Raw genomic sequence first — 26,242 nt, 5'->3', positions numbered from 1 at the left:
TCAGCACGTGCTCCCGTCGACGCGGAGGATCGGACACGTCGGGGACGCGTAGGGCAGCACCCGTTGCAGGCCCCAGAGCCCGACCGCGGTGAACGGCCTCCTGAGGTCGCCGTAGAAGTAGTCGCCGGGTGCCGCTCTCGTGCCGCCCGCACCACCGACGACGTCGAGGTCGAAGGACTCCCACGGCCCCATGCCCTGCGTGGTCGTCGAGTCCGCGTCACCGATCCGGGGGTCCTGCGGCCAGTGCAGCCCACCGAGGCTGAAGGAGTGGGCGCTCTCGCTCCCGGGCGTCACGACCACGTGCATGACCTCCGGATCACCGGCGTATGCCGTCAGCAAGGGCACCTGCCCCGGGTCACGGAAGGCGCCGGGACCGTCACCGGCCGGAGCCGCCGCGTAGTTGAGCAGCGACCGTCCCGCCCGGGCGTTCGTCGGGTAGGGCATGAAGTCCTGCCCGATCTGCGTGTCGTCGTCGGCGAGGAGCACCGTGAAGTCGCGGTAGTCGGTGACGTCGCCGCCCGGTACGTGCACGATCACCTGGGCGCCGATGTCCTTCGCGAGTCCCGTGACGGGGTCGCTGAACTCGGTGCGCAGACCGTCGACCCTGGACGCGGGGGCGACGACCATCGCGCCGTAGAGACCGTTCTTGGCCGAGCCCGGCGAGGCCAGGTCCGAGATGACGGCGGTGCCGAGGCGGTCGGTGGCGGCGTAGTACGTGTAGGTGCGTACGGCCCCCGGAGCCACGTTCTGCTCCGGCGCGAAGCCGACGTCGACACCGCCCGAGTCGGAGGCGCGGTCGAGCTTGCCCACCGAGAACCCCGCTGGGGTGGTCAGGGTGTTCGTGAGGCGGACGGAGACGCACTCGCCGGCGACGACGTGCAGCACGAGCGGTACCGGGCTCTTCAGGCCCTTCTTGATGCTGAGGACGTCACCGTCGGGGACGAAGGCCGTCCGGGCACCGTTGAGGCTCTGCGACTTGTCGACGGCACTGAGGTTGAAGCTGCGCGTCGGCGCCGTCGGCGGGCACGGGCTGTCCTGGGGCTCGGCTGCCGGAGGCGGTCCACCGGTGGTGACCGGTGGCACGTAGGCGGTGCTCGGCGGCGCCACCCCCGGGAGGGGCTGGAGGTCGTCGACGGTTCCGGGCAGCACCCGCACGACGCCCCAGGCGCCCTGCTGGGTGTGCTTCTCGACGCCGTTGGCGTAGAGGTAGTCACCCGGCCTCATCCGCATGTCGGGTGCCGAGCCGTTGAAGACCAGGGTGAACTTCTCGCTGACGCCGTAGTGGATCGTGTCGATGATCGATCCGGCCGGGCTCGGGCCCGACCCGTCGTCGTGGGTGTAGCGCGGCTCGAGCAGGGTGCGGCCCCCCTGCAGGTGCAGGGTGTCGACGGTCGGTGACACGTTGATGGTGCGCACGACCAGCGGGTCGTCGGGATAGAGCCGGGGCAGGGGTGTCACCGGGTCGCCGTAGGTCCAGGAGCTGAACTGGTGCGCCGTGTCCGGGCGGTCTGCGAGCGGGTTCGCCTTGAGGTTGAGCGTGGAGTACGCCCCCGCGTCGTTGTCGTTGATCGTCCAGAGCGCCAGCTCACGGAAGCTGCCGTTGACGAGTCCCGGGGACAGGGCGCTCGTCGTGTGGATGTCGACGAGGGTGCCCGAGTCCACCTCGGCCCCGGTCACGGGGTCGTGGTAGGTCGAGCCGGGAGGCTCGACGACGAGCTGGCCGACGAGGCCGTGGCCCCAGCCGTGGATCCCGTCGACGTGGTCGTGCCAGAAGACGTTGTCGAGCAGGGCATCGGGGTACCAGCGGTACTGGATGAACTCGCTCCCGGCATACTCCCCGGACGCGTGGGCGGCGACCAACGCCGAGTCGAGGGTCACGGTGCGGGTCGTCTGGTTGACGGCGACGACCTGGTGGGTCTCGATGGACTCGAGGCCCTCACCGACGGCGATCCACGGTCTCGTGGCCTTGCCGCCGGCGTCGACGCCGACGAGCGAGGCCACGCTGCTGAGGACGAGCGTCCGGGCCCCCTTGGCGGCCGCCGCGCTGAGGCGCGGGTCGACCACACGGTAGGGCCGGACGGAGTGCTCGTAGGCGTAGCCCGCACTCACCCCGTCGGACCCCTGCACGTCGAACTGGACGTGGTGGATGTGCATGGAGCTCTTGGAGAAGTTGTCGAAGGCGGACGCGTCCGGGATCTCGTTCGTCAGCGTGATCGCGACGCAGTCGCCCTGGTTGGCACGGATCGCGAGCGGGTCGGAGCGGCGCGGATCACTCGCCACAGCCTGCTTGTCCTTGGCCAGGACGAACAGCTTGCCGTCTGGGTCGACCTGCGTCGGCGTGCGCTGGATCGACTTGCCGATGGTGACGACGTTGAAGGTGCGTACCCGTCTCCCCTTGGGGCACAGGGCATCCGAGCGGTTGGTCCACGGACTGGTGCTCGCGGAGGTCTGGCCTGTCATCGCCCCGAGCCACGGTGTCCCGGTGTGACCGGCCGGCGTGAAGGGTGGTCGTTTGCCGATGTTCGTGCGGAAGAGCGGGTAGGCCGGCCGTCCGTTGCGCGGGTTGAACAGGATCGTCGGTCGTCCCGTCACGATGCGCCCCACGTCGACGGCGAGGAGGTTCGGCTGGCCGGACACGACCTTCGGGGAGTCGGCGAAGACCGTGGGGTCGGCCGGGGCTCCGAGGTAGAGCTGCTGCGACCCCGTGCCCGTCACCTTCCAGTTCCAGACGGTCGCGTCCTGTCCGTTGCGCGGCACCCCCGCGGGCGGCAGCTGCGGGCGGATCCAGGAGTCGAGGTTGGTGGCCGTGATCAGGGTGCCGTTGATGGTGCGCCCGATGAGGCCGCGCGAGTCGACGGCGGTCGGCGGGAGGGCTCGGTCGGCGATCGGCACGAGGTCGGGCTGACGGGTGTCGTAGACGCGCCACAGGCCCCACATGCCGGAGTTGTAGTGCTTGGCGATGTGGCAGTGGAAGAGGAAGTCGCCGGCAGACTGCTGGACCCCGCCCGCGCCGCCCTCGATCTCGAGGTCGTAGGACTCACCGGGGCCGATCGACTGGGAGTCGAGCCGCTGCGACGGCGACAGCACGGTGGGCGGGTCCTTGCGCAATCCCGTGTCGGCGTAGTTGAACGACGTGTCGGCGACCGGGTTGAAGCGCCACCGGTCACCCCCGCCGTGGAGGTGGAAGACGTGGAACTTCTCGCTGCCCACGTGCATGAGCCGGATCTTCGTCGGGTCGGCGAGGTAGCCGCGCATCATCGGCGTCGCCGGCTCGCCGAAGGTGTACGAGCTGTACGCGTGAGACTTCTCCTTGGGGAAGGCGAGGAGCCGGTTGCGGAACGGCTCCGAGCGGTAGTTGAGCGCGAAGGCGCCCGGCCGGTAGGAGCCGGTCGTCGAGTCGACGAGCGGGATGTCGGCGCCGGCGGCGTTCTTGATCAGCTCGTTGTCGTTGCCGATCTCGTGGTGCAGCAGGGCACCCTCGCGGAAGCCGCACGTCGGCATCGCGCTCGATGGGACGCAGGCGGCGCTCGGTGAGGCCGGCTTGATGATGGCCTCCCAGCCGGAGTCCAGCTGGCGACCGGCGACCGAGGCGTTCCAGTAGGTCGACCCCGGCGGCTCGACGACGAGCGCGCCGAAGAGCCCGTGCGCGACCGCGGCGCGGTAGCCGGGCCCGGGGTGGATGTAGTGGCCGCCCTCGAGGCGACGGTCGAGCGGGATGGCGAAACGGTAGGTGCGGCTCTGTCCCGCCGCGACGTCGGACGGGTCGTTCTGGCCCACCTCGTCGCCCGACGAGCTGATGTCGAACTCGAGCCCGTCGATGTGCAGGCCGTAGGGACCGCCCGATGCCGCGTTGGTCAGACGGATCGAGACGCAGTCACCCTCGTTGGCCCGGATGACGAGGGGCTGGATCGCGTCGTCGCGCAGGCCCACGGACACCTTCTGCGAGGTCTCCTGGGCCCGGACCGCGGCGAGCCGAGAGGTGAGGACGTACATCTTGCCCTTGGGATCGTGGTCGCCGAACCGGTTGAGCGGGATGTTGACGTCGATGGCCGTGACGTCGTACGAGCGGTTCACGGTCCCCCCGTCCAGGCAGCCCGGCGTCCCGGCGAGGGCCACGGTGGGCGACGACGCCTCGGCGACGGGTGCGAGGGCCAGCACGGCGACGACGCCGATGACCCCGGTACCCACCGCGAGCAGACGTGCCCCGTGGGCACGACGGTGGGACCGCGAGAGGCTCCGGTGGCGTCGGGTCCCGGCGAGGGACCGGAGCGACGAGGCCACCACGACCACCGGCACGACGACGATCAGGACCGTCGTCGCGTCCCCGAAGAGGCCGATCACCGGCAGGCCGTCCCGGGGCTCGTCCAGGGCCACGAGCCGCAGCTGGTTGCCCACCGCGACCGAGGCCGCCACCGCGAGGATGCACCGCGCCAGGACCGCCGACTCGCGCAGTCCTCGGCGCAGCGACGCCGCCAGGACCGGGTGGACGACGAGCACGAGGGGCACGGTGAACGCCACCACGGTGGTCGAGTGACCCACGGGTCCCTGGACGACACCCGCGCCGACGTCGTGCAGGTCGAGCCAGGACAGCCAGAGCCCGCCCACCACCCCCATCGCCAGCGCCGTGACGAGGTCGGCCACGGTGACGTGCCGCTTCGCGCTCGCTCGGGTGGTAGGCGACGGGATGGCCATGGTCACTCCTTCTGGGAAGGCTTCGGTGCGACGTGCGAGTCGTGCGTGTCGCCCGGCGAGCCGCCGGCAGTCGACATGTAGAGCAGGGGCACCCGTGGCGTGCCCGGGCCAGCGCCGAGCACGACGTGCGAGCCGTCACGGGGCAGGACGTAGGACAACGACCCCTCGAGGTGGGCGTGGGCCGCGAGACGGCCCCGGAGCGGCAGCGACCCGGCCAGCGGGGCCGCGCCGGACGGCTGTCCCGAGGCGATCGCCCTGAGGGCGGTCGCGTCGTACGTCGTGTCGACGTCGCCCGCCGTCACGGTCAGCACGACCCGGACCAGGGCCTTGTCGCTGGTGACGAGCCCGTTCACCCCGTGGGACATCCCACCGAGGTCGGCGTCGGAGAGGCCGGTCACCTCCTCGGCGCCCGTCACCCTGAACGACACCCCACCCACGGTGAGGACCGTCGGGTCGGGCGGCCCGGCGAGGACGGCACGGGTGTGCCACCCCCCGAGGACCAGCCCGACGGCGACCAGCAGCGCGAGGACGATGGTGCGTCCCCGACGCGGTTCCGGGCGCAGGCTTCTCATCCGACCAGCGTCGCAGGGCGACCTTCGACCTACCTTGGGGTCCGCCACTGCACAGCACGACCACGCCTTTCGCGGGCGACCGGCTCCAATCTCCCCCGGGCGCAACAGCTCCCGTCCTACTCTCGGACCATGACGCTGGGCAGGCCCCGCTCGCGCGGAGGCCTCGGAGGGAGCCCGGGACGACGTCGGCGCGGAGCGCTCGTCGCCCTCCTGACCCTTGCCGTCGTCCTCGTCACGTCCGGCCCGGCCGGCGCCCACACGCGCCTCCGGTCCTCGGACCCGGCGGCCGGCTCGGTCGTCGCCACGGCGCCCACGGCGGTGACGCTGCGTTTCGCCGAGCCCGTGGCGGCCGCGGACGGGGCAGCGCACGTCTACGACGACCACTACGAACGCGTCGACCAGGGACAGGTTCTCGCCGTCGAGGGCACGTCCGACTCGCTCCGGGTCCCGCTGCGACCCGGACTGGCGAAGGGCACGTATGTCGTGGTGTGGCAGGCGAGCTCGGCCGACACCCATCCCGTGACCGGGTCGTTCCGCTTCTCGGTCGGCGCCCCGACCCCGGTCCAGGGCACTCCACCGGACGACAGCCACAACGACCTCGCGGGAGCGGTGCTGGGCCCCCTCCGCTGGCTCGGGTACGTCGGGATGGTCCTCGCCCCCGGCCTGCTGCTCATGGTCCTCTGGCTGTGGCCCGAGGGGCTCTCGTCACCCCGGACCCGTCGCCTCCTCGGCATCGGTGCGGGCCTGCTCGCTGCGGCCACCGTGGGGAGCATGGTCGTGCAGGGCGTCTATGCCAGTGGCGAGCCGTTCAGTGCGCTCTGGGCCGACCCCGGCTCCCTCGACACCCACTCCCGGACCTTCGACACGGTCCACTCGGTGCGGGCCTTCCTCCTCGTCGCCCTCGTCGCGCTGCTCGTGGCCGCCCTGAGCTTCGGGCCGCGAGCGACGGGGCGCCTCCTGCTCGGCCTGCGGTCCGCCGCCGTCGCCGTGACCCTCGCTCTCGCCGTGACGTGGCCGCTGGCCGGGCACTCCGCGGCCACGACGCACCCCGCGCTCACCGTCGCCCTCAACGTCGTGCACCTGCTCGCCATGGTCGTCTGGCTCGGTGGCCTCGTCGGCCTGCTCGTCGGGTCCGGGGAGCCCGAGCAGCAGGCGGCCCTCGGCCGGGCGCTCCCCCGTTTCTCCTGGGTGGCCCTCGCGTCCGTCGCGACGCTCGTGGTCACCGGAGTCCTGCTGGCCTGGTCCGAGGTGGGTACCGTCTCGGCCCTGACGCCGACCGCCTACGGACGCGTGCTGCTCGCGAAGGTCGGCGGCGTGCTCGTCCTCGTCGCCCTCGGCAACAGCGCGCGCGTGTGGGTCGAGCGACACCGCATACCAACGCCTTCTCGATCAGAGGCCGGGGCTCCGGCGTCCACGGTCCCGGCGGCAGCCGTCGGGGCCACGGGCCTGCGGGCGGGGCTCGCCGGAGAGACGCTCACGGCCGGCATCGTGCTCGGCCTGACCACGGCCCTCGTCGTCATCGTCCCGGCCCGCTCGGACTACGTCGAGCCGTGGAGCAGGGTGATCACGGCTGACGGCGCGACGGTCTCGGTGCAGCTGCCCCGACCCCGCGTCGGCGACACGGTCGCGCTCGTGACGGTCGCGGCCCGGGGTGGCCGCCGCTCCATCTCGTCGGTGACGGGGTCGGTCAGCCGTCCCGGGGTGACCGCGGCCGCCGTCCGGCTCCCGGTCAGCCCTGAGGGGTCCGGCGCCGACGGCGCCACCGAGGTCGGTCTCACCTTCGACGACGTCGGCCCGTGGTCGGTCCGTCTGGTGCTCACCCCGACCTCGGGCACACCGACGACGGTCGTCTTCACCGTGCCCATCGCTGCCGACGCCTGAGGCCCGGCGCCGACCGGCGCCGACCGGCGCCGACCCGCACCGACCCGCCCCCCCGGCACCGGTTCGGGCACCGGCACCGGGGAGCCCGGCGGACGGCATACGCCCTCGGTGGGCAGTCGCGGCGACGGCCGGGCCGGCGGCACGACATCGCGGGGACCACTCACGCCCCCACACGACGGAGGGTGGTGACCCCTGCGGGGCCACCACCCTCCTGCTTGCTTACCGGACTACCGGCCGGCCACGAGGTTCGACCGGGCCGACTGGGCCCCGCCTCCCACCGCGTTGACGGCCTGGACGGTGAACCGGTAGTTACCGGCGACCGGCAGTGTCATCACGAGCGACCGGGCCGTGCTCGGCTGCACCGCTGAGACGGTGGTCGCGAGGACCGCTCCCGCTGCACTCATGCGCAGCGCCGAGACCCGGTAGCCGGTGATGACCGAGCCACCAGTCGCTGCCGGAGGCGTCCACCGCGCTGTCGCGTTGATCGCACCACCGGCGACTCCGGCCGTGGCGGTCCCGATGACGGGAGCGCCGGGAACGGTTGCCGGCGTCACCGCGATCGACAGAGCCGAGAAGGCGCTCGTGCCGACGGCGTTCACCGCAGCGACCTGGAAACGGTACGCCGTCCCGTTGGTCAGCCCCGTGACGACCAGGCTGGTCGCCGCCGCACCCGCTGGGCGAAGGGCACCCACCTGGGTTCCAGCAGCGTTGACCACCCGCACGGAGAACCCGGTGATGGGCGAGCCTCCGTTGGTTCCCGCAGTCCACCGGACGGTGGCCGAGGCGTTGCCCCGGGTGGGCGTGCCGATCGTCGGGGCAGCCGGTGCGGTCGCCGGCGTGACCGAGTTCGACAGGGCCGAGAGGGCGCTCGTGCCGGCGGCGTTCACCGCAGCGACCTGGAAGCGGTATGCCGTCCCGTTGGTCAGCCCCGTGACGACCAGGCTGGTCGCCGCCGCACCCGCTGGGCGAAGGGCACCCACCTGGGTGTTGGTAGCGACGTTGACCACCCGCACGGAGAACCCGGTGATGGGCGAGCCTCCGTTGGCTCCCGCGGTCCACCGGACGGTGGCCGAGGCGTTGCCCGGTGTGGCCGTGCCGATCGTCGGTGCTGCCGGTGCGGTCGGGGCGACGGGTGTCGCCGTCCCCGATGCCGCCGGTCCGGTGCCGAACTGGTTCACCGCGGCCACCTGGAAGGTGTAGAGCGTGCCGTTGGTGAGACCGGTGACGAGGCGGGAGGTCGCGGTGCGCGAGATCCCGGTGATGGTCTGGACCGGAGCGACGGTCGTGTCGGTCCCGGAGAAGACCCGGATCGCGAAGCTCGTCGCGGTGGCAGGCCCGGTGAAGTTGACCGTCACCGAGGCGTTGCCTGCGACCAGGCTCGTGATGCTGGGCGCGGCGGGCACTGCCACAGGCAGGGTCGCGTCGCTGAACTGCAGGCGCTCGACGTTCCACACGGTGTCGATGCCGTCGGCTCCGCCGTTGCTGTCGACGGTGATGCTGCCGTTGGCGTTCGGCGTGATCGTGTAGGACGCCAAGGTCCCGGTGAAGACCGCGACGTCGCAGTTGACCGCGGCAGCTCCGAGGGCGCAGTCACCTGCGGCGCCGGTGGCTGCTGTGGTGCCCATGCCCGTGATCTCACGGACCGCGACCAGGTTGCCCGGGTCGGCCAGTCCGGCGAAGACCGCCTGCTGGAGCGTCATGCCGGTGGTGCCGGTTCCCCACGGGTTCGTGGTGGTCGCGGGCACCGCCTTGTTCTCCATCAGGTCCGTCGTGCCGGTCTGGGTGGTGGGGTCGGCCGGGTTGGTGCGGTAGCTGATCCGCACGGACAGGGCGTGGTCGCCGTCGATGATGTCATCGGCGCCCCGGCCGGTGATGGTGTCACTGCCACCGCCACCGAGCAGGATGTCGCCCTCGGCCCAGACCGTCCCGGTTCCGGCAACCGTGCCGGCCTGTCCGGTGAGTGGGCAGTAGCCGGCGGCGGAGGCCGCGACGATGGGTGCCAGCTGGCTCGGGAAGGTCGAGACCAGGCGGTTGAGTCCGCCGATGCGTGCGACACCGGTCGGGTCGAGTGCGTTGCACCCGGTGAACCCGGCACCGCCCAAGGTCGACGGAGCGACCTCGTGACCCTTGATGACGTCGTTGAAGTTCGAGCCCGAGTCGGCCTCGGTCTCCTGCCAACGGTCGCGGTTCACGACGAGCTGGATCGGGACGCCGACGAGGTTGTTGTTGATCTCCATGTCGTCGTCACCGCCCACGGTGTCGTACTGGTGGAAGGCCCAGTCGAAGCCGCCGGCGCCAGCGTTGCGGTCGACGGCCGCGTTCTGCGACATGAGGTCGTCTCCGCCCTCGGCGTCGTAGTCGTTCTCGCCGACCTGGCCGACGAAGATGTCGTTGCCGGGTGCCGTCTGGGCCGGGTCGTCGAAGAACGGCGCACCGTGGTCGCCCTGGAGCAGGTCCTGCCCCGAGCCGCCCTCGATCCAGTCGTCGCCACCGTCTCCGAAGACGGCGTCGGCACCCTGGCCGGCGATGACGAAGTCATTGCCGGGGCCTGCGAAGGTCTCGTTGTCGTTGGCTCCACCGTTGATGAAGTCCTGACCCTCGTTACCCATCGGGATGTCGTCCCCGATGCCGGCATCGATCGCGTCGTCGCCGGGGCCGCCCTTGGGCACGTCCGCACCACCGAGGTCGGTGATGATGTCGTCGCCCTCGCCACCGAGCGCGATGTCGTCTCCGCCGTTGCCCTCGATGACGTCGTTGCCGAGGCCACCCCAGAAGGTGTCGTTGTCGTTGCCACCGATGATCCGGTCCACGGCGGCGGTGCCGTTGTAGACCGACTGCCCGTTGATGCCCGCCGGGTCGACGGTGTTGATCGCGCGGTAGGCGATCGCGCCGTCAGCCTTCTTGAGCAGCAACAGGTTCTCGTCGCAGTCGGCCGTGGCCGGGTCGTCCTTGAGCGTTCCGGCGCCCGTCAGGCTTGCCGGCACGTCGGGAGTCGCTGCGCGGACCAGCGTGTTCGGGGAGTTCAGCGGGTCGTTCAGGAACGACATCTGGAACTTGCAGTCAGCCGTGGCGAAGGCGTCGGCCTTGAGCGAGTTCGTCCCCTCGGTGTTGCGCTGGATCATCTCGGAGAAGGAGTTGCCCTCGAGCTGGGTGCGGAGGTTCATCCCGGGAGTCCGGAGCAGGTAGTAGAAGCGGTCGCCGTCCTGCAGGCTCTCCATCTGCGTCTGGAAGACGTAGTTGAAGGTCGAGCCCAGCAGGCCGCCGAAGAGGTTCGTCACCTCGGCGAGGCCGCCGACCCACAGGTCGACGTCGTCGACACCGGTGGTGGTGCGACCGCCTGCGTTGGCCCAGGCACCCGTACCGAACATGAAGTCGGCCGCGTCGGCCGGCGGGACGTCGGTGGCGAGCGGGTTGACGATCGCCCGGGCAGCATTGCGCTTGGCGGCTGCCGTCGTGGCACCGACGATCGACGGGTGCTGTCCGTAGGCCGCGACGAAGTTGACCAGCGACTCGGGGTGCTTGAGGTGCTGCCCGAAGTCGGTCCAGTCGGTGTACGGCGCGAGCTGGCCGTCGTTGGTCTGCGCGAAGATCTGCCGGCGCAGGTCGTTGAGCCGCGGGATGCCCGCGTCCCTGGCACGGGCCATGTTGAGCGTCGGGAGGTCGAGCGGCAGACCCAGCAGGTTGTTGCGGAGGGTCTCGGTCACGAACTCGTCGATCTCGTTGCCGGCCTGGTCGGAGGAGCCCATGAAGATCGCTCCCGCTCCCTCGCGCGCGGTGTAGGAGGTCGGACTCGCCCCGTGGGTTCTCGCGAAGAGCTCAGGCGGGTTGAGGAACGCCGTGAGCAGCGGGAGCGAGTTGTCCGTCTTGGCACCGTTGGCCTCGGTCGTCGTGCGCGCCACGTCGTCGTCGAGCATCGAGTGCCCGAACCGGTAGACGGCATGGGCGAACTCGGCCTGGACGGCCGGGTTGATGTCAGGCGAGTAGACGTGGAACGGCCGGATCGCCGGCTGCACCTTGCGACCGAACTCCTCGAAGACGAGGTGCTGGTACTCCATCTCCGTCACGAAGCGGGCTGCCTGGAAGAGGCGTCCGCCGTAGCCGTAGCTGACGTCCGCGCCCGCGGCCGTGAGGCGGTGCGGGGCCTGGAAGTCGGCGAGGAGCGACGGGTTGTTGTTCAGCGTGTTGGCGATGTCGTCGACCAGGCGGTTGTGCTCCGAGTGGAACACCTGGTGGATCGAGGACAGGGCGATGTTCTCGTTGCACCGTCCGTCACCGCAGATGAAGTGTGCGTTGAGCAGCTCGTCGTCGTAGGTGCCGGCCGGCTGGTGCGCGAAGTCGGTCGACGGCGTGGTGTCCGTGTCCGGCGTGAGCCCACCGGACGGGTCGGCGTTGTGCGCGATGTCGGTGAGGAACGGCGTGTCGAAGTGCTGGACGTTGGCCGGTGCCGGCACCGGGCCGGCGCAGCCGACGTCGGTCGTGCGGCAGCCCTCGACGAGAGTGTTGGCCGTCGTCACGTACTGCGGGAGACCGCGAGCCGGGCCGGGCAGGAAGTTGCCGTAGGGGTCGGCGGCGATCATCGGGATGTTCGTGACGTCCGCATCGACGAGACGCAGGCCGAGCAGGTCTGCCGCCTGCTTCTTGATGCCGGCCCACGTGGCCAGCCCGCCGCTGCCGTCGGGCGAGCCCGGGTAGGCCTCTCCGACCGGTCCACCGTCGAGGAAGCGACCGTCGGAGACGGGCCGTCCACCGACGTTCGTGTACTCGCGGAGGAAGACCTGGTGCGAGCTGTGCGAGGTGTACGTCTGCGACTGGTCGACCCAGGGGCTGTCCGTGTTGTTCGCGTTCTGGATGTCGTCGGCGGACTCGTCCACGGTCGTGGCCGGGTTGTCACCGAGGATCCCGTCCGGACCGGGCTGGTTCTGGGCGCGGGTCAGGACCATGAAAGCCTGGTTGGCCGGCACCTCGTCACCGTTGCCCTGTATGCCGTCCGGACCCGCCGTGATCAGCGGGTCGTCGGCGCGCAGCGGGACGAAGACCGTGCCGCCGCTCTTGACCGTCTGGTCGACGCCGTGGTCGAAGAACTGGCCGAAGAAGGTGAAGACCGAGTTGAACGGCGGGGAGAGCCCGACGTCCGTCGTGACGTTCTCGATGAAGAGCGTCTTGTGCGAAGGCACACAGTTCGCCGGCACACCGAGCGGGACCGCCGGGGTCGGGTCGGTCGTGCAGGCGATGACCTTGTTGCCGCCCTGGGCCCGGACCGGGAACTCAGCCGCGGCGATGGCCGCCGGGTTCGTCGAGGTCTGGTCGACGATGAGGTTGCTCACCAGCCGGGGCTGGCTGTCGAAGACGTTGCCCTTCTTCTGGGCGTACGACGTGGCGACAGGCGGCCCGAACAGTGGCGGGTTCGTCTCTGCCGCACGGAAGTCCGGTGTCGTCAGTCGTGGGAACGGGACATCGGCGGCCGCGAACTTCTCACGGCCGGCGAAGAGGTTGTTGCACGAGCCGTCGACGGTGCGGAGTCCGTAGGACGTCAGCCGGTCGGGGACCTGGTCGGGGCCGGGGCCCACCAGCGTGCCACAGCGGTTCGACGCCGTCTCCGTCGCCGAGTGGCGCTCGGCGATCTTGATCTGCTTGAGGATGTAGGCGATGTCGGATGCCGTCACCACGAAGCCGTTGCCCGCGGGTGCGGGAGCGGCCTGCGCGGACGTGACGGCGAGCGGCACGACCATGGCGAACGGCACGACGAACGCGACGCTCGCTGCCACCCACCGGAACCGGACCGCTAGTGGCTGCGGCCCCGCCCGGTGCGCGGACCGACGAGCGTCCACGCCGAGGATCCGGGCGTGAGTCCGCCCGGGAGACTTGCCGGTTGAGCGTTTCATTGCACACCTGCCTTGTGAGTTGTTGTTGGTGTCCCCGACGTGGTCCTGTGCAGACCCGATGAGTGCGTGTGGAACGGATTGGAAGTGCGCCGTGCCGGCACCGCTTGCCGGCTCGGCGTGACTCCCGGAGAGCGCTGCCGCCCGGGGCTCCCGGGCGTCATGCGCTGGCCGAACGGATCGGTCGTGATGGCGCCGAGGACGCGCACCGCACGAGTGCGGCGAGCGCGTGTCGGGCCTCGTCGGCAGCCGGGCCCCGCCTGCCGGTCCCGGAGTCGGGGCCGGAGTCGGGGACGTCCCCGGCGGCGAACCCGCCGCGAGAGACCCGGTGAAGGCGGACGACGGCATCGATGAGGCCCTCGAGCTCGGAGTCGCCCGCGTCGGGACCTCCGAGCAAGCGCCCATACATCTCCTGCAGCCGCGGCCCGGGCGCACACCCGAGCTCGTCGGCGAACACCCTGCGGCACCGGGCATACGCCCTCAGGCCCTCTGCATGGTGCCCGGACACGTCCTTGCTGTGCAGGTAGGCGTACCAGGCACCCTCGTCGAGCGAGTCGGCCTCGATGGCCTGACGGGCCCAGCGGGTCGCATCGCCGGGCGCGAGGTCCACGACCTTCTCGGCCGCGGCGACGAGCCACTCGCTCGTCATCCGCTCGTGCTCCGCGCGCGCCGCGTCCAGCCAGAGGGCGCTCGCCTCGTCCGGCAGCAGCGGGGTCCTGGCGACGGCAAGAGTCCGGCGCAGCAGGGGCAGTGCCACCTCGGGTCGGACGCTCGGGTGCAGGACCCGTCCGACGTCACGGGCGAGCGTCGCGACGTCGAGGTCGACCTGGTCCAGGTCCAGCGAGTAGCACCCGGCGCGGGTCATGATCGTCCCCTGCCGGGGTGCGCCCGGGACCTGGAGGTGCTTGCGCAGCACACACACGTAGGACTCGAGGGTCGCCGTCGCCGCCGCGGGCCGGTCGTCGCCCCACAGGATCGAGACCAGCGCCTCCTTCGACACCGGGACGCCGCGGGCCACCGCGAGCGCGATGAGCAGGTGGCGGGGCTTGACGCCGCCGAGCTGACGTGGTCCGAGGACAGCGGTCCCGACGCGCACGTGCAGGCCGCCGAGCAGGTTCACCTGCACCGCGGCCGTGCCCGGACGTCGGCCGGTCGGCGCCACCGTGACGGTGCGCGCCACGTGGATGCTCATGTCCGCGCCTCGTCGACGGTGACAGCGGCACGGTCAGGCCGACGGCCACACCGCCGACCTGACCGGCCGCCGCGGGACTCCCACGAGGGGGTTGCATCGGCGCAGTGCGTGACGTGACCGGCACGCCCGGGACGGACGGGGGAGATCGAGCCGCCTGTCGTCGCAACGCCGTCTGCCGTGAGAGTCACGACTCTGACCGCGGGCGCGCCCGCGGTCACGAACAGGAGAACGGCGGCCGCCGACGACGGCACCGACTCCCCGGTGATGGTTGGGCACTCCGTCGCGCGATCGGGCCGGCACGCGCGCCGCCGGGTCGGCGACGTGTCGTCCGCGACACGTCGACGTCGTCCACTCCCCTGTCGGCGCCCCCACCCGAACTGCTCTTTCCCCATGCATCCATGGTGCTGAGCACCCTTGTGCCACAACAGTGCCGAAGAGGGGGCCGCATGCGACCCTCCTTGGGGGTGCCGTCAACCCCCTATTTGGGGGGGTGCGCCTTGACCGGCAGCCCGCGACCCGGAGGCGTACGCCCTCAGGGTGCCCAGGACCAGGCGAACCTCTGGGGGAAGCGGGCTCGCAGACGCGATCCGCCACCGGGCAGGGCGCCCAGGCTGACCTCGCCGCCGATGTCGGCGACGTCGTCCTGCAGCAGGCGCAGTCCGAGGTGGCCCTTCGCCGGCGCCGGGAAGGGGCCACCCACCCCGTCGTCGTCGACCGTCACCACGACGTCGCTGCCGTCGACGGTCGCGACGACGGACACGGTCCGGGCGTGGGCGTGCTTCACGACGTTGCGCAGGCCTTCCCGCACGACGTGGTAGGCGAACTGGGTGGACTCGGCCGAGATCTCCTTGAGGCGTCGGTCGACGTCGATCGTGACGTCGACCCCCTCGGCACGGACGGGTTGCGCGAGCTGCTCGACGGCGGCCTCGAGCCCCTCGCGGGCGAGACCGACCGGGTAGAGGTCGGTGAGCAGCCCTCGCAGCGAGGCGATGTCACCCTGGAGCCGACGGCCCACCGACTCGAGCACCCCGCGAGCCGAGGTCGACTGGGCCGGGAGCTCCGCCGCGACAGCGGGAAGCGAGTAGCCGAGGCTCGTCAGGTCCTGGATGAGCCCGTCGTGCAGCTCGCGCGAGATCTTGCGGCGCTCCACGTCAGAGGCGGCCAGCGCATGGCGCAGGAGTGACGACCGTTCTGCCTGAGCCTGGTCGACGCGCCGGGCGAGCGAGAGGGCCAACGGGATCACCGTCAGGATGAACAGGACGAGGGCGCCGATCGCCAGCGGCAGGATGCGGGTCGAGATGACGATCTCGTCGCGGACGATCCGGTCGCTGTTCCAGTACGACTCGACGAGGATCGGCTTGCCCTCGGAGTCGACGGCCCCGGCATACACCTCGAGGAGCTCGTCGTACCCCTGCTCGTGCTGGTTCTCCTCCTTCGAGAGGTCCGAGAGGGTCGCCACCGACGAGGTGGTCCCGAAGAGGGCGGCCTCCTCGGGCTCGAGGGTGAAGGTCTCGCCGTGCAGCTCGTGCACATCGGACCAGATGACCTGGCCGCCCACGCCCCAGACCTTGATCCGCACCAGGGAGTCGTCACGCAGCGGGCTGCCCACGACGGCGTCGAGGATGCGGTCGGAGCCGGGGTCACCTCGGCGGACGGCTGCACTGATGAGCGGCGCGACGACGTCGCGCGCGAAGGAGATCCCGTGCGTGCTGGCGTCACGGACCGCGATGTCACGGGCTGCCGCCTTGACGGCCAGGCTCACGCCGCCGGCGCACGCCGTCAACGCGATGAGGCTCCACAGCAGGAAGCGTCGAACGGCTCGGCCGCGGACGGTGTGAGAGTCCCCCATCGACCACCTTCGGGGTCGCAGGCGCACGGTCAGGAGCCGATCAGTCCGAACCGTCGAGCCGTCACGACCGCCTCGAGCTGCGAGTGCGCGTTGAGCTTGACCATGATGTTCTTCACGTAGCCACGGCACGTGAGGCGCGTGATCCCCAGACGTCCGGAGATCGTCRCGACGTTGTGTCCCTCCGAGAGGTGCATCAGCACCTCGGTCTCCCGGACCGTCAGCGGCGTGTGGTTCGAGACAGGGGGGCAGCGCAGGAGGTCACGCAGGACCCGCGGATGCACGACGAACCCGTCTCCCTTGCAGCCGCGCAACGCCTCGAAGAGCTCGGTGAGCGTGCCGTCCTTGAGCAGCAGGGCACTCGCGCCCGCATCGGCGGCGCGGCGCAGCAGGGTCTGGTCGACGTCGGCCGTGAGCACGACGACACGCAGTCGCGGGTCCTCACGGATGAGCTCGGCAGCGAGCTCGATGCCGTCCCCGTCACCGAGGTTGACGTCCATGACGATGACGTCGGGACGCAGAGCGGCGACGGACGCGCGCGCCTCTGAAGCGCAGTTCGCCGACCCGATGCACTCCAGCCCGGCCTGCAGGCCGATCGCCAGCGCCATCGCCGACGCCACGGCCTGGTGGTCGTCCACCACGAGCACGCGGACGTAGTCCTCGAGTACCCCCACCCCGGGCCCCACTCCCAGTGTCACGCTCATTGTCCCCACCCCCACGTTCCGGGCTCCCCCGAGCCCCTCACTGAGAAATTATGCGGACGGCGGGGGCCCGCGTCTCACGAATCCGCAGGTCAGAGGCCCAGACCGGGACGATTCGGGCACTTGGGACGGTAGTTCGTTCTGTCTCTGCGGATGCCGGAGTCACCGAGCTCTGTGGCCCCGGCGCGGAGCCGTCCGTCAGGTCGCCCAGGTCCGGAGCCAGACGGTCTCCTCGAGCTGCCGCAGCTGCTCCAGGGTCTCGTCCGACAGGGCCACGTCGGTGTCGGTGATGACGTAGCCGAGCTCACCGCGGGTCGAGAGCGACTGCCCGGTGATGTTGGCACCTGCCTCGGAGAGCGTCTGGTTGATCGACGCGAGCACCCCGCGCACGTTGTGGTGGAGGTAGCCGGCCCGGAAGCCGCCGCCGTCGGCCGGCGGCGCCGACACCTCGGGCAGGTTCACCGACAGGGAGGTGACACCGGACTGCACGAACCCGAGCAGCTTGGCCGCGACGAAGGACCCGATCTCCTCCTGCGCCTCCTGGGTCGAGCCACCCACGTGCGGGGTGAGGATGACGTTGTCGAGGCCTCGCAGCGGCGACTCGAACGGGTCGCCCTGGGCCTTGGGTTCGGACGGGAACACGTCGATGGCCGCACCGGAGAGGTGACCGGAGAGGATGTGCGCGCGCAGCGCCTGGTCGTCGACCACCATGCCGCGAGAGGCGTTGATGAACACCGAGCCGGGCTTCATGAGCGAGAACTGCTCGTCGCCGAAGAGGCCTGCGTTGCCGGGTCGACCGTCGACGTGCAGGCTGACGATGTCGGACTCGGCGAGCAGCTGCTCCAGCGAGCCCAGGCGCCGGGCGTTCCCGTGCGCCAGCCGGTCCGCGGTGTCGTAGAAGACGACGTGGAGGCCGATGGCCTCGGCGACGTTGGACAGCTGGGTGCCGATGTTGCCGTAGCCGACGATCCCGAGGGTCTGACCACGCGTCTCGTGGCTCCCCCGCGCGGACTTGTCCCAGATCCCGTCGTGCATGCGCTGGGTCTTCTCGGGCAGACGACGGGCCAGGGCGAGCATCTCGCCGATGACCAGCTCGACGACGCTCCTCGTGTTCGAGAAGGGTGCGTTGAAGACCGGGACCCCGTGCGCGGCTGCCGCGGTGAGGTCGACCTGGTTGGTCCCGATGCAGAAGCACCCGACGGCGCGGAGGTCGTCGGCCGCTGCGAGCACCCGCTGGGTGACCTTCGTGTTGGACCGGATCCCCAGGAGCGAGACTCCGACCAGAGCGTCGATGAGCTCGCCCTCGGTGAGGGATCCGGACCGGACCTCGACGTCGTGGCCGTTGCTTCGAAAGGCTTCGACGGCGACGGGGTGAACGTTCTCCAGCAGCAGGACCTTCACGGGCGCCTCCTTGTCCGGGGCAGGACGGTTTGTGGTGCTAGCGGGTCGGTGGGCTGCGGCTCGAGCGCGCCTGCCACACCGGGGTCGACCGACCCGATGGTGTCACGCATGCTCCGGTCGGGCTCACGTGGCCACCAGTTGGAAACCTCGAGGCCGTGCGCATGGTGGAGGAGGAGTCGCCAGTCCCGAGGACTCGGGCGCAAGTCCGGAACGGGCTACTGCGACTGGGGCGGAGCGACGCGGTGACGGGCCGTCACCGCGGAGCCAGCGCCACGCATACGCCATGACCGCGTGGGCGCCCGGCGCACTTGCTAGGTTCGCGGCGTGGAGATCACGCGCATCGGAGCAGACGACTGGGAGCGGTTCCGATCGGCGCGGCTCGCGTCGTTGTCCGAGTCACCGGAAGCCTTCGGCTCGCGGTACGCCGACTGGGTCGATGCCCCTGCCGAGCGCTGGCGGTCCCGCCTGACCCAGGTTCCGCTGACCCTCCTGGCGCACGACGGGACGAGGGACGTCGGTGTCGTCAGCGGACAACCCGCGGGAGCGGAGTGGGTCGAGCTGATCTCGATGTGGGTGGCCCCGGATGCGCGAGGCACCGGACTGGCGGGTCACCTCATCCGCGCGGTGACGGACTGGGCTGCTGCCCAGGGGATGTCGACCTATCTCATGGTCCGCCACGACAACGTCCGGGCGCGGACGGCGTACGAACGGGCCGGCTTCGTCGACACCGGAGTCCCGGAGAGGTGGCCGATCGATGAGCCGCCGGAGCGCCGGATGGAGCTGCGCACCTGACGTCGCGATGGCCCGGCACCTGCGATTTTCCCGTCGGCGTGGCGTGCAGGATTCGCTCAGCCTGCTGTGGCACTCTCACTCTCGCGCGCCCGTCGATGCTCCCCTGTCTCGGCGGGCGCGCCCACGCCCCAGCAGCAACCCCCCTGCTGCTGGTGCACCCGGCGCGGCCCGCTCACCCCACCCGAGCGGGCTGCGCCTTCCTACCTCGTCAGGACGACGGTCGTCCGGAGGACGAGGCGTAGGGTGGAGCCATCTCAGGCCGGTCGACCCCGGACCTCGGCGGCGGGCTGGTGGTTCATGCCCCAGAACCGAGGTTGCCCGTGACGACGTCCCGGCCGGACCCAGCAGTGGCTCGGATCCTGCTGCAGCTCGCCGACGAGCCTCTCCCGGCGGGAGCCGACGGACTCGTGAGCACCTTGACCCGCCTGTGCGCCGCCCTGGTGCGTCACCTCCCGGCGTCGGGATCAGGCATCAGCCTGGTCGGTGAGGGACACGGGTCGGCCGGGATCGCCGCCTGGGCGGGTCCTCGTAGCCGCAGTCTCGAGGAGCTGCAGTTCACGTTGGGCGAGGGTCCCTGTCTGGACGCCCATGCCTCGCGCCGGCCGATGCTCGAGCCCGACCTCGTGGGAGCCGGGTCGCACCGATGGCCGATCTACGGCCCGCGCGCGGCCGAGCTCGGGGTCGGCGCGGTGTTCGCCTTCCCCCTGCAGATCGGCTCGGCGCGGGTGGGGGTGCTCGACATCTACCGCAGTCAGGCCGGTCCGCTCTCCGCCGAAGCCCTGGCGTCGGGCTACGGCTTCGCCGAGGTCGCCCTCCGGCTGCTGCTCCAGGAGCAGGCTGGGGCCTCCGAGGGCCGGGCTCCGGAGGGGCTCGACGACGTCCTGGCCCACCGGATGGAGGTCTACCAGGCGCAGGGGATGGTCATGGTCGACCTGGGGGTGAAGCCCGCCGAGGCGATGGCACGCCTGCGCGGACACGCCTTCGCAGCCGGCCAGGACATCGCTGCCGTGGCCCGGGACGTCATCGACGGCATACTCCATCTGCAGCGGGACCATCCCCCTCACGATCCCGGGGAGTACCGATGACGCCTCGACACCGTCCGCGGACCACGCGCCCACGCGCGCGCCTGCCGAAAGGAGCTGACCGCTCGTGATCGCCCTCGACAAGCTCACCGACGTCTTCGTCGCCGTCGCCGACACCCTCGTCGCCGACTTCGACATCATCGAGTTCCTCGAGCTCGTCGCCGAGAAGGCAGCGACGATCAGCGCGGCCAGCGCGGCCGGGATCGTCCTGGGCGATCCGACCGGGCGACTCCAGTTCGTGGCGGCCTCCGAGCAGTCGGTCCGGCTGCTCGAGGCACTTGCCGTGCAGAGCGAGAGCGGTCCGTGCCAGGACTGCTTCCACACCGGTGGGCCGGTGGTCAACACCGACCTGCGTGACGGCGAGGCCCACCGCCGGTGGCCGGCGTTCGCGGCACTCGCCACCTCCATGGGCTACCAGTCGGTGCACGCGCTACCGCTGCGGCACCAGGGCACGGCGATCGGTGCACTCACGCTGCTCAGCGTCCACGCGCATCCCCTCGAGGACGCGGACGTACGCGTCGTCCAGGCCGTCGCCGACATCGCCACGATCGGCATCCTGCAGGAGCGCTCCATCCGGGCCAGCGGCGTCCTCACCGAGCAGCTGCAGTACGCGCTGGTCAGCCGGATCAGCATCGAGCAGGCCAAGGGCATCCTCTCGCGCATCCACGGCATCAGCGTCGACGACGCCTTCACGCTCCTGCGCTCGTACGCACGAGGCGCGGGCCTCGGTCTGAGCGCCGTCGCGACCGAGGTCGTCAACGAGCCCGACCGGCACCCCACGCTCACCAGACCCCGGAGGTGAACGGTGGGTCGACCCCGTGCCCCTGTCGGCCCTCCCCCGTCCTCGTCCATGGAGGCATCGTTACAATCTGCGTATGGATGCAGATAGGCAGACTGATGGGCTACCCGACGACCAGGTCGAGCTGGCCGTCGAGGTCTTCCGGATGCTCGCCGACGGCACGCGGATCCGGCTGCTCTGGGCGCTGCGCGACGTCGAGCGTCCGGTGAACGAGCTCGCCGAGGCCCTCGGCAAGGCAGCGCCCTCCGTCTCCCAGCATCTCGCCAAGCTGAGGATGGCCCGCATGGTGCGCACCCGGCGCGAGGGGAACCAGGTCTTCTACCGGGTCGAGAACGACCACGTGGCCAGCCTCGTCCGTGACGCGATCCACCATGCCGAGCACGCGTCGGACGGCGTCCCCGCTCACCACCGGTCGGCCGGACCGAGCATCTCCCCGATCGGCAGGAACGAGCAGTCCCGATGAACACCGCCGACCACGACCACGACCACCCACACGACCGGCACGGCGCCCGACAGCACCCCGGGCACTCCCATGGGCACGCGAGCCGGTGGGCTCGGCTCCGCCACGCGGTCACCCCGCACTCGCACGACGCCGCGGACTCCGTCGACTCGGCCCTGGAGTCGAGCGCCCGCGGTATCCGTGCGGTGAAGATCAGCCTCGTCGTCCTCGGCGTCACCGCGTTCGCGCAGCTGGGCGTCGTCTACGTGTCCGGCTCGGTGGCGCTGCTGGCCGACACGATCCACAACTTCAGCGACGCGCTCACCGCGGTACCGCTCTGGATCGCCTTCGTGCTCGGCCGGCGCGCCGCCACCCGCCGTTACACGTACGGCTACGGCCGCGCCGAGGACCTCGCCGGACTCTTCGTCATCGCCATGATCGCCCTCTCGGCCGTGCTCGCCGGATGGGAGGCCGTCGACCGCCTCCTGCACCCGGCGCCGGTCGACAACGTGGGATGGGTCGCCGTGGCGGGACTCGTCGGCTTCATCGGCAACGAGACCGTCGCGATCTTCCGCATCCGCGAGGGCCGGGCCATCGGCTCGGCGGCCCTCGTGGCCGACGGCCACCACGCGCGGACCGATGGCTTCACCTCCCTCGCGGTGCTCGTGGGAGCAGGTGGGGTCGCAGTCGGCTGGACCTGGGCCGACCCCGTCATCGGCCTCGCCATCACCGTCGCGATCGTCCTGGTGCTGCGCACCGCGGCCCGCGACGTCCTCCGTCGGCTCATGGACGGGATCGACCCCTCGCTCGTCGAGTCGGCCGAGCGCACCCTCTCCCGGGTACCGGGCGTGACCGCAGTCCGCAGCGTGCGAATGCGCTGGATCGGCCACGAGATCCACGCGGAGGCCGAGCTCGACGTCGACGCGACGACGAGCCTGGTCGCTGCCCACACCCTCGCCCACCGTGCCGAGGCCGAGCTCGTGCGCACCACGGCCAGGCTCACGACAGCTGTGGTTCACGCCTACCCGGCCCACCAGGACGGCGCGCCACGAGAACGCGTGTCCCAAAAGGGGGTGTTCCGGGTAGGTGGCAGACCAGTGTGATGCGTCGGCGGGGCGGCGCGTCGGCACGACCTTCCTATGCGAGGAGCTCGCCGTGATTGCCCTGGCCCTGACTGCGCCCGTCCTGGGTTTCGGTCTTCTGCTGACCCTGCAATGGTTCGAGGAGCGTGTCATGTCCGCCGATGCCGGTCCGGTGTCGGTGCAGCCACGTTCGTAGTGCCGGCCGACGGACCTCACGCAGGGCTGGGGTCTTTGCCGACCAGCGAAAGTGCGTCCGCGACGCATCAGGCGACAGGTGCGATGACCAGCCAATAGGGTCCCGGAGCCTGCACAGAGATCGTCGTGCCGATGCTCCCGAGCGGCAGTCTGATGTCTGCCGCGGCTGCTCCTGCGCACACGCTGCTGATGAGGACCTCGTCGTCACCAGTGACGGTGTAGCGACCCGGACCCGGGCAGCTCACTGAGACGAAGGCCTCGGAGCCCGAGGTCGCCGTCAACGAGTACGTCGCCGCCGTCGTCCCGCGCTCGGACAACAGGGGGCTGGGGCCCACCGCGGGACCGTGCTTGGCCCTCAGATCATTCATCGGGTCAGTAGGCGCCGCGGCGACGGTCGGCGGGCCGGGGGTCGACGCGCCGCTCGAGACCGGGGCAACGCTCGTTGCCCCGACGGAAGCCCGAGCCGATCCGTGGTCTGTGGCTGCCGTGGGGCCGGTCGAGCAGGCCGAGGTCGAGGCGACGAGGACAGCCACGAGAACCGAGAGGCATCCCCCGCGCCGTGTCCGTCCTCGCTGGGGTCGTGACGAAGGCACTGCAGCCCCAGCCGGTCCGGCCGGGGCTGCAGTGGTGATGTGTGCCTGGACCACCGAGACGACTCAGGAGTGGGTGAACTCGATGGCGCTGGTGTTGCCCACGATCGTGCCGGTCTTGTCGGTGCGGAGGTTGCACGGAGCGACGAGGGTCTTCTTCGTGTAGCTGACCTTGTAGGCGTGGTGCCCCGCCTCGATCCAGCCGGTCGACTGCGTCGAGGGGACCTTCCAGGAGTACGAACGGGTCACCGAACTCGTCCAGTCCTTCTTGATGGTGACGCCAACCGACACGCTTGCCTTCGCGAAGATGACGCCGGCCTCTGCCGACGTGGTTCCGGTGATGGATCCCCCGGTGGTCACCGACTCGCCGAGAGCGATGGTCAGGGTGCCGCCACTCCGCCCGTACGTCCGGGTGTCCGAGTCGCCGCGGTAGGTCGGCGACTGAGTCGTCGTGTAATAGACATTGCCCACCTCCGCGCAGGCGGCGTAGCTGGACGGAGCCGTCACCACGGCTGCCGCGGGAACCGCGAGCAGCAGGGTGAGCCCCTTGGCCATCAGGCCCTTGCGTGAACCACTGATAACGTCCACAGCTTCTCCCCGTCTTGTTGTCCCGACGCCCTGACCGGGCGCGGCGACGAGGTCATCCTTTCGACGGCACAGTCGGCTGTCAATGACTCGGGAAGCTCTGTTTTTCGGCCATCCCGGGCACGTAGGCGCCCAGGCGGTCAGAGGCGCCCGCACGGGACGCGCGCCCGTGAATTCCCTTACGGGCCAAGGGTTCTAGAGGTCGACGCCGCATGGCCGCTGGTCAGGTCCCGAGGACGGTCAGTCGCGTTCCGCGGAGGGATGAAAGTCGTGGCCGGACCGAGGAAGTACCCGCGCCCAGGTGGTCTGTGGAACCGTCGGAGACAGCCGGCCGCTCTCAGCGGGCAGGTGGCCCTCGGAGCCATCTCACAGCCTGGGTGGGTACGGTCACCACGCCGTGAGACCGGCTCTTCGAACTCCACGAGGGGTGACGCCGAATGACATCCGCCGACGAGGTGCTGGCCGGGCTGCACCACACATGTGCCTGGCAAGAGGATTTCTACCGCGACCTGCATGCCCATCCGGAGCTGAGCGGACGCGAGTCCGAGACAGCCGCGGCCGTCGCCCAGCGGCTCACCGGGTGGGGGTTCGAGATCCACGAGCTGGGTGGTGGCGTGGTCGGCGTACTCCCGAACGGGTCCGGACAGACGGTGCTGTGCCGGGCCGACATGGACGCGCTGCCGGTCACCGAGCTGACCGGCCTTCCGTATGCGTCCACGGCCAAAGCCACGGACGAGACCGGAGCGACGGTCGGGGTCTCACACGCCTGCGGACACGACGTCCACGTCACGTGCCTCCTCGGTGCCGCCCAGCTGCTCGCGAGTCGACGCGACCTGTGGCACGGCACCTTCGTCGCCCTGTTCCAGCCGGCCGAGGAGACGGCCTCGGGCGCGCAAGGAATGCTCGATGCCGGCTTGACCGGACGTATCCCACGACCCGACGTCGCTTTCGCCCAGCACGTCCTGGGCCTCCCGGCCGGGACCGTCGCAACGACCATCGGTCCCGTGATGTCAGCAGGCGACAGCATCCGGATCACCGTCTCCGGGATCGGCTCACACGGCTCGATGCCACACCTGAGCGTCGACCCCGTCGTGCTCGCAGCATCCATCGTGGTCAGGCTGCAGACCATCGTGGCCCGTGAGACCAAACCCGGAGAGTTCGCCGTCGTGACCGTCGGAAGCAGCGTCGCCGGCACGAAGAGCAACGTCATCGCCGACCGAGCCGTGCTGCTGCTCAACGTCCGCACGTACGACGACGACGTCCGCGCCCAGGTGCTTGCGGCGATCGAACGCATCGTGCGGGCGGAGTGCGACGCTGCCGGATCACCGCAGGCACCGACGTTCGACTACTACGACCAGTACCCCCTCACGACCAACGACCGCGAGGTCGGTGCGACGGTGCGCAGCGCCTTCGAGCAGCACTTCGCCGACCGGGTGGTCGACCTCGGCCGGGTGACGGCCAGTGAGGACTTCAGCCGGATCCCGGACGCCTTCGGGACGCCGTATGCCTACTGGGGCGTCGGTGGGTTCGCCGACGCCTCCGCAGCACCACCGAACCACTCCCCCTACTTCGCACCCTTGATCCAGCCCACGCTCGACACGGGCACGTCGGCGCTCGTCGTCGCGACCCTGACCTACCTCGCCAAGGAGCCCGGCTGAACCAAGGCTTCCACGACCCAGAGGGAGCAGCCGCACACCGAGCGAGCCGACAGACGCTGGCGGCCCTGGGTGACCGGCTGGCCACCCTGACAGATCACGCCTTCACAGCCACTTCGGAGTGAGCCACGGCGGCGCGCCCACCCTCCAGGCCGAGGCGCGGCTTGCAAACCCCTGGCCCAACCGCAGAGCCGCTCCCTCAGTGTCAGCCGTCCACGACGTCGTGCCCGTGTTTCGCCAGCTCGGTCTCGAACGCTGGGTGCAGTTGCTCGGGCACCCAGATGCCCCATTCGCCGTGCGCCGAGCCCGGGAACGTGCTCGGGGAGATGGCGCAGAGACCGCTGGGATCTGATCCGATGACGAGGTCCAGCGCGTTGGCGGCGGCCCCGGCGTCGACCTCCAATGCGGGTCGGTAGGCCGGGGCCCAGATGGCGTAGCCGGTGATCTCGCTGATGCGGTCGCTGTACCTGTAGAAGGTGGCCATACGCCAACGTACCGACCGCAGCCCGGGGACGGATGTCGTTTGCCCTGTCGGGAGGCGACAGTCACGGGCGCAGTCCTCTGCTATCTGCGGAGACGTATCGCAGGTCAGAGGCCTGAAAGTGGATGAGTCGGCCGATACGCCAGGGATGGAACCGGCTCCGTCGCTTCGTGCTGACCGTGGTGCCCCAAACCTCTGACCTGAGCAAACGTGCTACTGGCACGGGACTGCTGACGCTCTGGTTGACAGGCGTGGTGTGGGGTTTCAGGCCGCGTGTGCGGCTGCGTAGATGGTCTCAAACTCGATGGGCGTTAGTTTGCCGAGGGGTCGTTGTCGGCGTCGGCGGTGGTAGGTCCTTTCGATCCAGGTGACGGTGAC

The 26,242-nt window shown here is 70.6% G+C and carries 17 protein-coding genes; 8 read left to right on the top strand and 9 right to left on the bottom strand.

What is annotated here, in order from left to right:
* Both AB4Y83_RS20680 and AB4Y83_RS20675 read right to left on the bottom strand, forming a co-directional pair.
* A complete protein-coding gene (locus AB4Y83_RS20680) occupies window positions 1–4,692 on the bottom strand; it encodes a multicopper oxidase domain-containing protein (protein ID WP_442276945.1) in 4,692 nt (1,563 codons plus the stop codon).
* Between the two features lie 2 nt (window positions 4,693–4,694).
* Window positions 4,695–5,264 (bottom strand): hypothetical protein, encoded by a 570-nt coding sequence (locus AB4Y83_RS20675; protein ID WP_056772848.1) that lies wholly within the window; start codon window positions 5,262–5,264, stop codon window positions 4,695–4,697.
* Between the two features lie 129 nt (window positions 5,265–5,393).
* Between AB4Y83_RS20675 and AB4Y83_RS20670 the strand changes: the two genes are divergently transcribed.
* Entirely contained in the window at window positions 5,394–7,145 is a 1,752-nt protein-coding gene (locus AB4Y83_RS20670) for a copper resistance CopC/CopD family protein (protein ID WP_442276944.1), read from the top strand.
* Window positions 7,146–7,372: 227 nt separating this feature from the next.
* Here the strand turns inward: AB4Y83_RS20670 and AB4Y83_RS20665 are convergent, their stop codons facing one another.
* The 5 genes from AB4Y83_RS20665 to serA all read right to left on the bottom strand — a co-directional run bounded on the left by AB4Y83_RS20665 (window position 7,373) and on the right by serA (window position 18,164).
* Window positions 7,373–12,910 (bottom strand): peroxidase family protein, encoded by a 5,538-nt coding sequence (locus AB4Y83_RS20665; RefSeq protein ID WP_442276943.1) that lies wholly within the window; start codon window positions 12,908–12,910, stop codon window positions 7,373–7,375.
* A gap of 274 nt (window positions 12,911–13,184) precedes the next feature.
* Window positions 13,185–14,216, bottom strand: coding sequence for an AfsR/SARP family transcriptional regulator (locus AB4Y83_RS20660; RefSeq protein ID WP_442276942.1), 1,032 nt, complete (start codon window positions 14,214–14,216; stop codon window positions 13,185–13,187).
* Between the two features lie 532 nt (window positions 14,217–14,748).
* Complete coding sequence (locus AB4Y83_RS20655; protein ID WP_442276941.1) at window positions 14,749–16,065, bottom strand: sensor histidine kinase; 1,317 nt, start codon at window positions 16,063–16,065, stop codon at window positions 14,749–14,751.
* 29 nt (window positions 16,066–16,094) lie between these two features.
* Window positions 16,095–16,766: a response regulator gene (locus tag AB4Y83_RS20650; protein ID WP_442298034.1), complete on the bottom strand. Its 672-nt coding sequence runs from the start codon at window positions 16,764–16,766 to the stop codon at window positions 16,095–16,097.
* 195 nt (window positions 16,767–16,961) lie between these two features.
* Window positions 16,962–18,164, bottom strand: coding sequence for a phosphoglycerate dehydrogenase (gene serA, locus AB4Y83_RS20645; RefSeq protein ID WP_442276939.1), 1,203 nt, complete (start codon window positions 18,162–18,164; stop codon window positions 16,962–16,964).
* A 324-nt stretch (window positions 18,165–18,488) separates the two neighbouring features.
* Here serA and AB4Y83_RS20640 point away from each other — a divergent pair, with 324 nt between their 5' ends.
* From AB4Y83_RS20640 to AB4Y83_RS20615, 6 genes are all read left to right on the top strand, one after another.
* Window positions 18,489–18,956, top strand: coding sequence for a GNAT family N-acetyltransferase (locus AB4Y83_RS20640; RefSeq protein ID WP_442276938.1), 468 nt, complete (start codon window positions 18,489–18,491; stop codon window positions 18,954–18,956).
* Between the two features lie 320 nt (window positions 18,957–19,276).
* A complete protein-coding gene (locus AB4Y83_RS20635; RefSeq protein ID WP_442276937.1) occupies window positions 19,277–20,041 on the top strand; it encodes a GAF and ANTAR domain-containing protein in 765 nt (254 codons plus the stop codon).
* 64 nt (window positions 20,042–20,105) lie between these two features.
* Window positions 20,106–20,840 carry a GAF and ANTAR domain-containing protein gene (locus AB4Y83_RS20630; RefSeq protein WP_442276936.1) on the top strand — a complete coding sequence of 245 codons (735 nt, stop codon included), beginning with the start codon at window positions 20,106–20,108 and terminating at the stop codon, window positions 20,838–20,840.
* A 73-nt stretch (window positions 20,841–20,913) separates the two neighbouring features.
* Entirely contained in the window at window positions 20,914–21,300 is a 387-nt protein-coding gene (locus AB4Y83_RS20625) for an ArsR/SmtB family transcription factor (protein ID WP_442276935.1), read from the top strand.
* Window positions 21,297–22,379 (top strand): cation diffusion facilitator family transporter, encoded by a 1,083-nt coding sequence (locus tag AB4Y83_RS20620; protein WP_442276934.1) that lies wholly within the window; start codon window positions 21,297–21,299, stop codon window positions 22,377–22,379. Before AB4Y83_RS20625 ends, AB4Y83_RS20620 begins: the two co-directional genes overlap by 4 nt.
* A gap of 52 nt (window positions 22,380–22,431) precedes the next feature.
* Window positions 22,432–22,554, top strand: coding sequence for a hypothetical protein (locus AB4Y83_RS20615; protein WP_255358395.1), 123 nt, complete (start codon window positions 22,432–22,434; stop codon window positions 22,552–22,554).
* Between the two features lie 655 nt (window positions 22,555–23,209).
* Here the strand turns inward: AB4Y83_RS20615 and AB4Y83_RS20610 are convergent.
* A complete protein-coding gene (locus AB4Y83_RS20610) occupies window positions 23,210–23,731 on the bottom strand; it encodes a hypothetical protein (protein ID WP_442276933.1) in 522 nt (173 codons plus the stop codon).
* Between the two features lie 434 nt (window positions 23,732–24,165).
* On the opposite strand from AB4Y83_RS20610, the gene AB4Y83_RS20605 reads away from it, so the two are divergent.
* Window positions 24,166–25,386 carry an amidohydrolase gene (locus tag AB4Y83_RS20605; protein WP_442276932.1) on the top strand — a complete coding sequence of 407 codons (1,221 nt, stop codon included), beginning with the start codon at window positions 24,166–24,168 and terminating at the stop codon, window positions 25,384–25,386.
* Window positions 25,387–25,588: 202 nt separating this feature from the next.
* Here the strand turns inward: AB4Y83_RS20605 and AB4Y83_RS20600 are convergent, their stop codons facing one another.
* A complete protein-coding gene (locus AB4Y83_RS20600; RefSeq protein ID WP_442276931.1) occupies window positions 25,589–25,867 on the bottom strand; it encodes a hypothetical protein in 279 nt (92 codons plus the stop codon).
* Between the last annotated feature and the right edge of the window lie 375 nt (window positions 25,868–26,242).

Source organism: Terrabacter sp. RAF57 (assembly GCF_052113925.1).
Taxonomy (GTDB): domain Bacteria; phylum Actinomycetota; class Actinomycetes; order Actinomycetales; family Dermatophilaceae; genus Terrabacter.
Note: the sequence above shows the minus strand (reverse complement) of the source record. Positions and strands in the feature narration are given on the sequence as shown.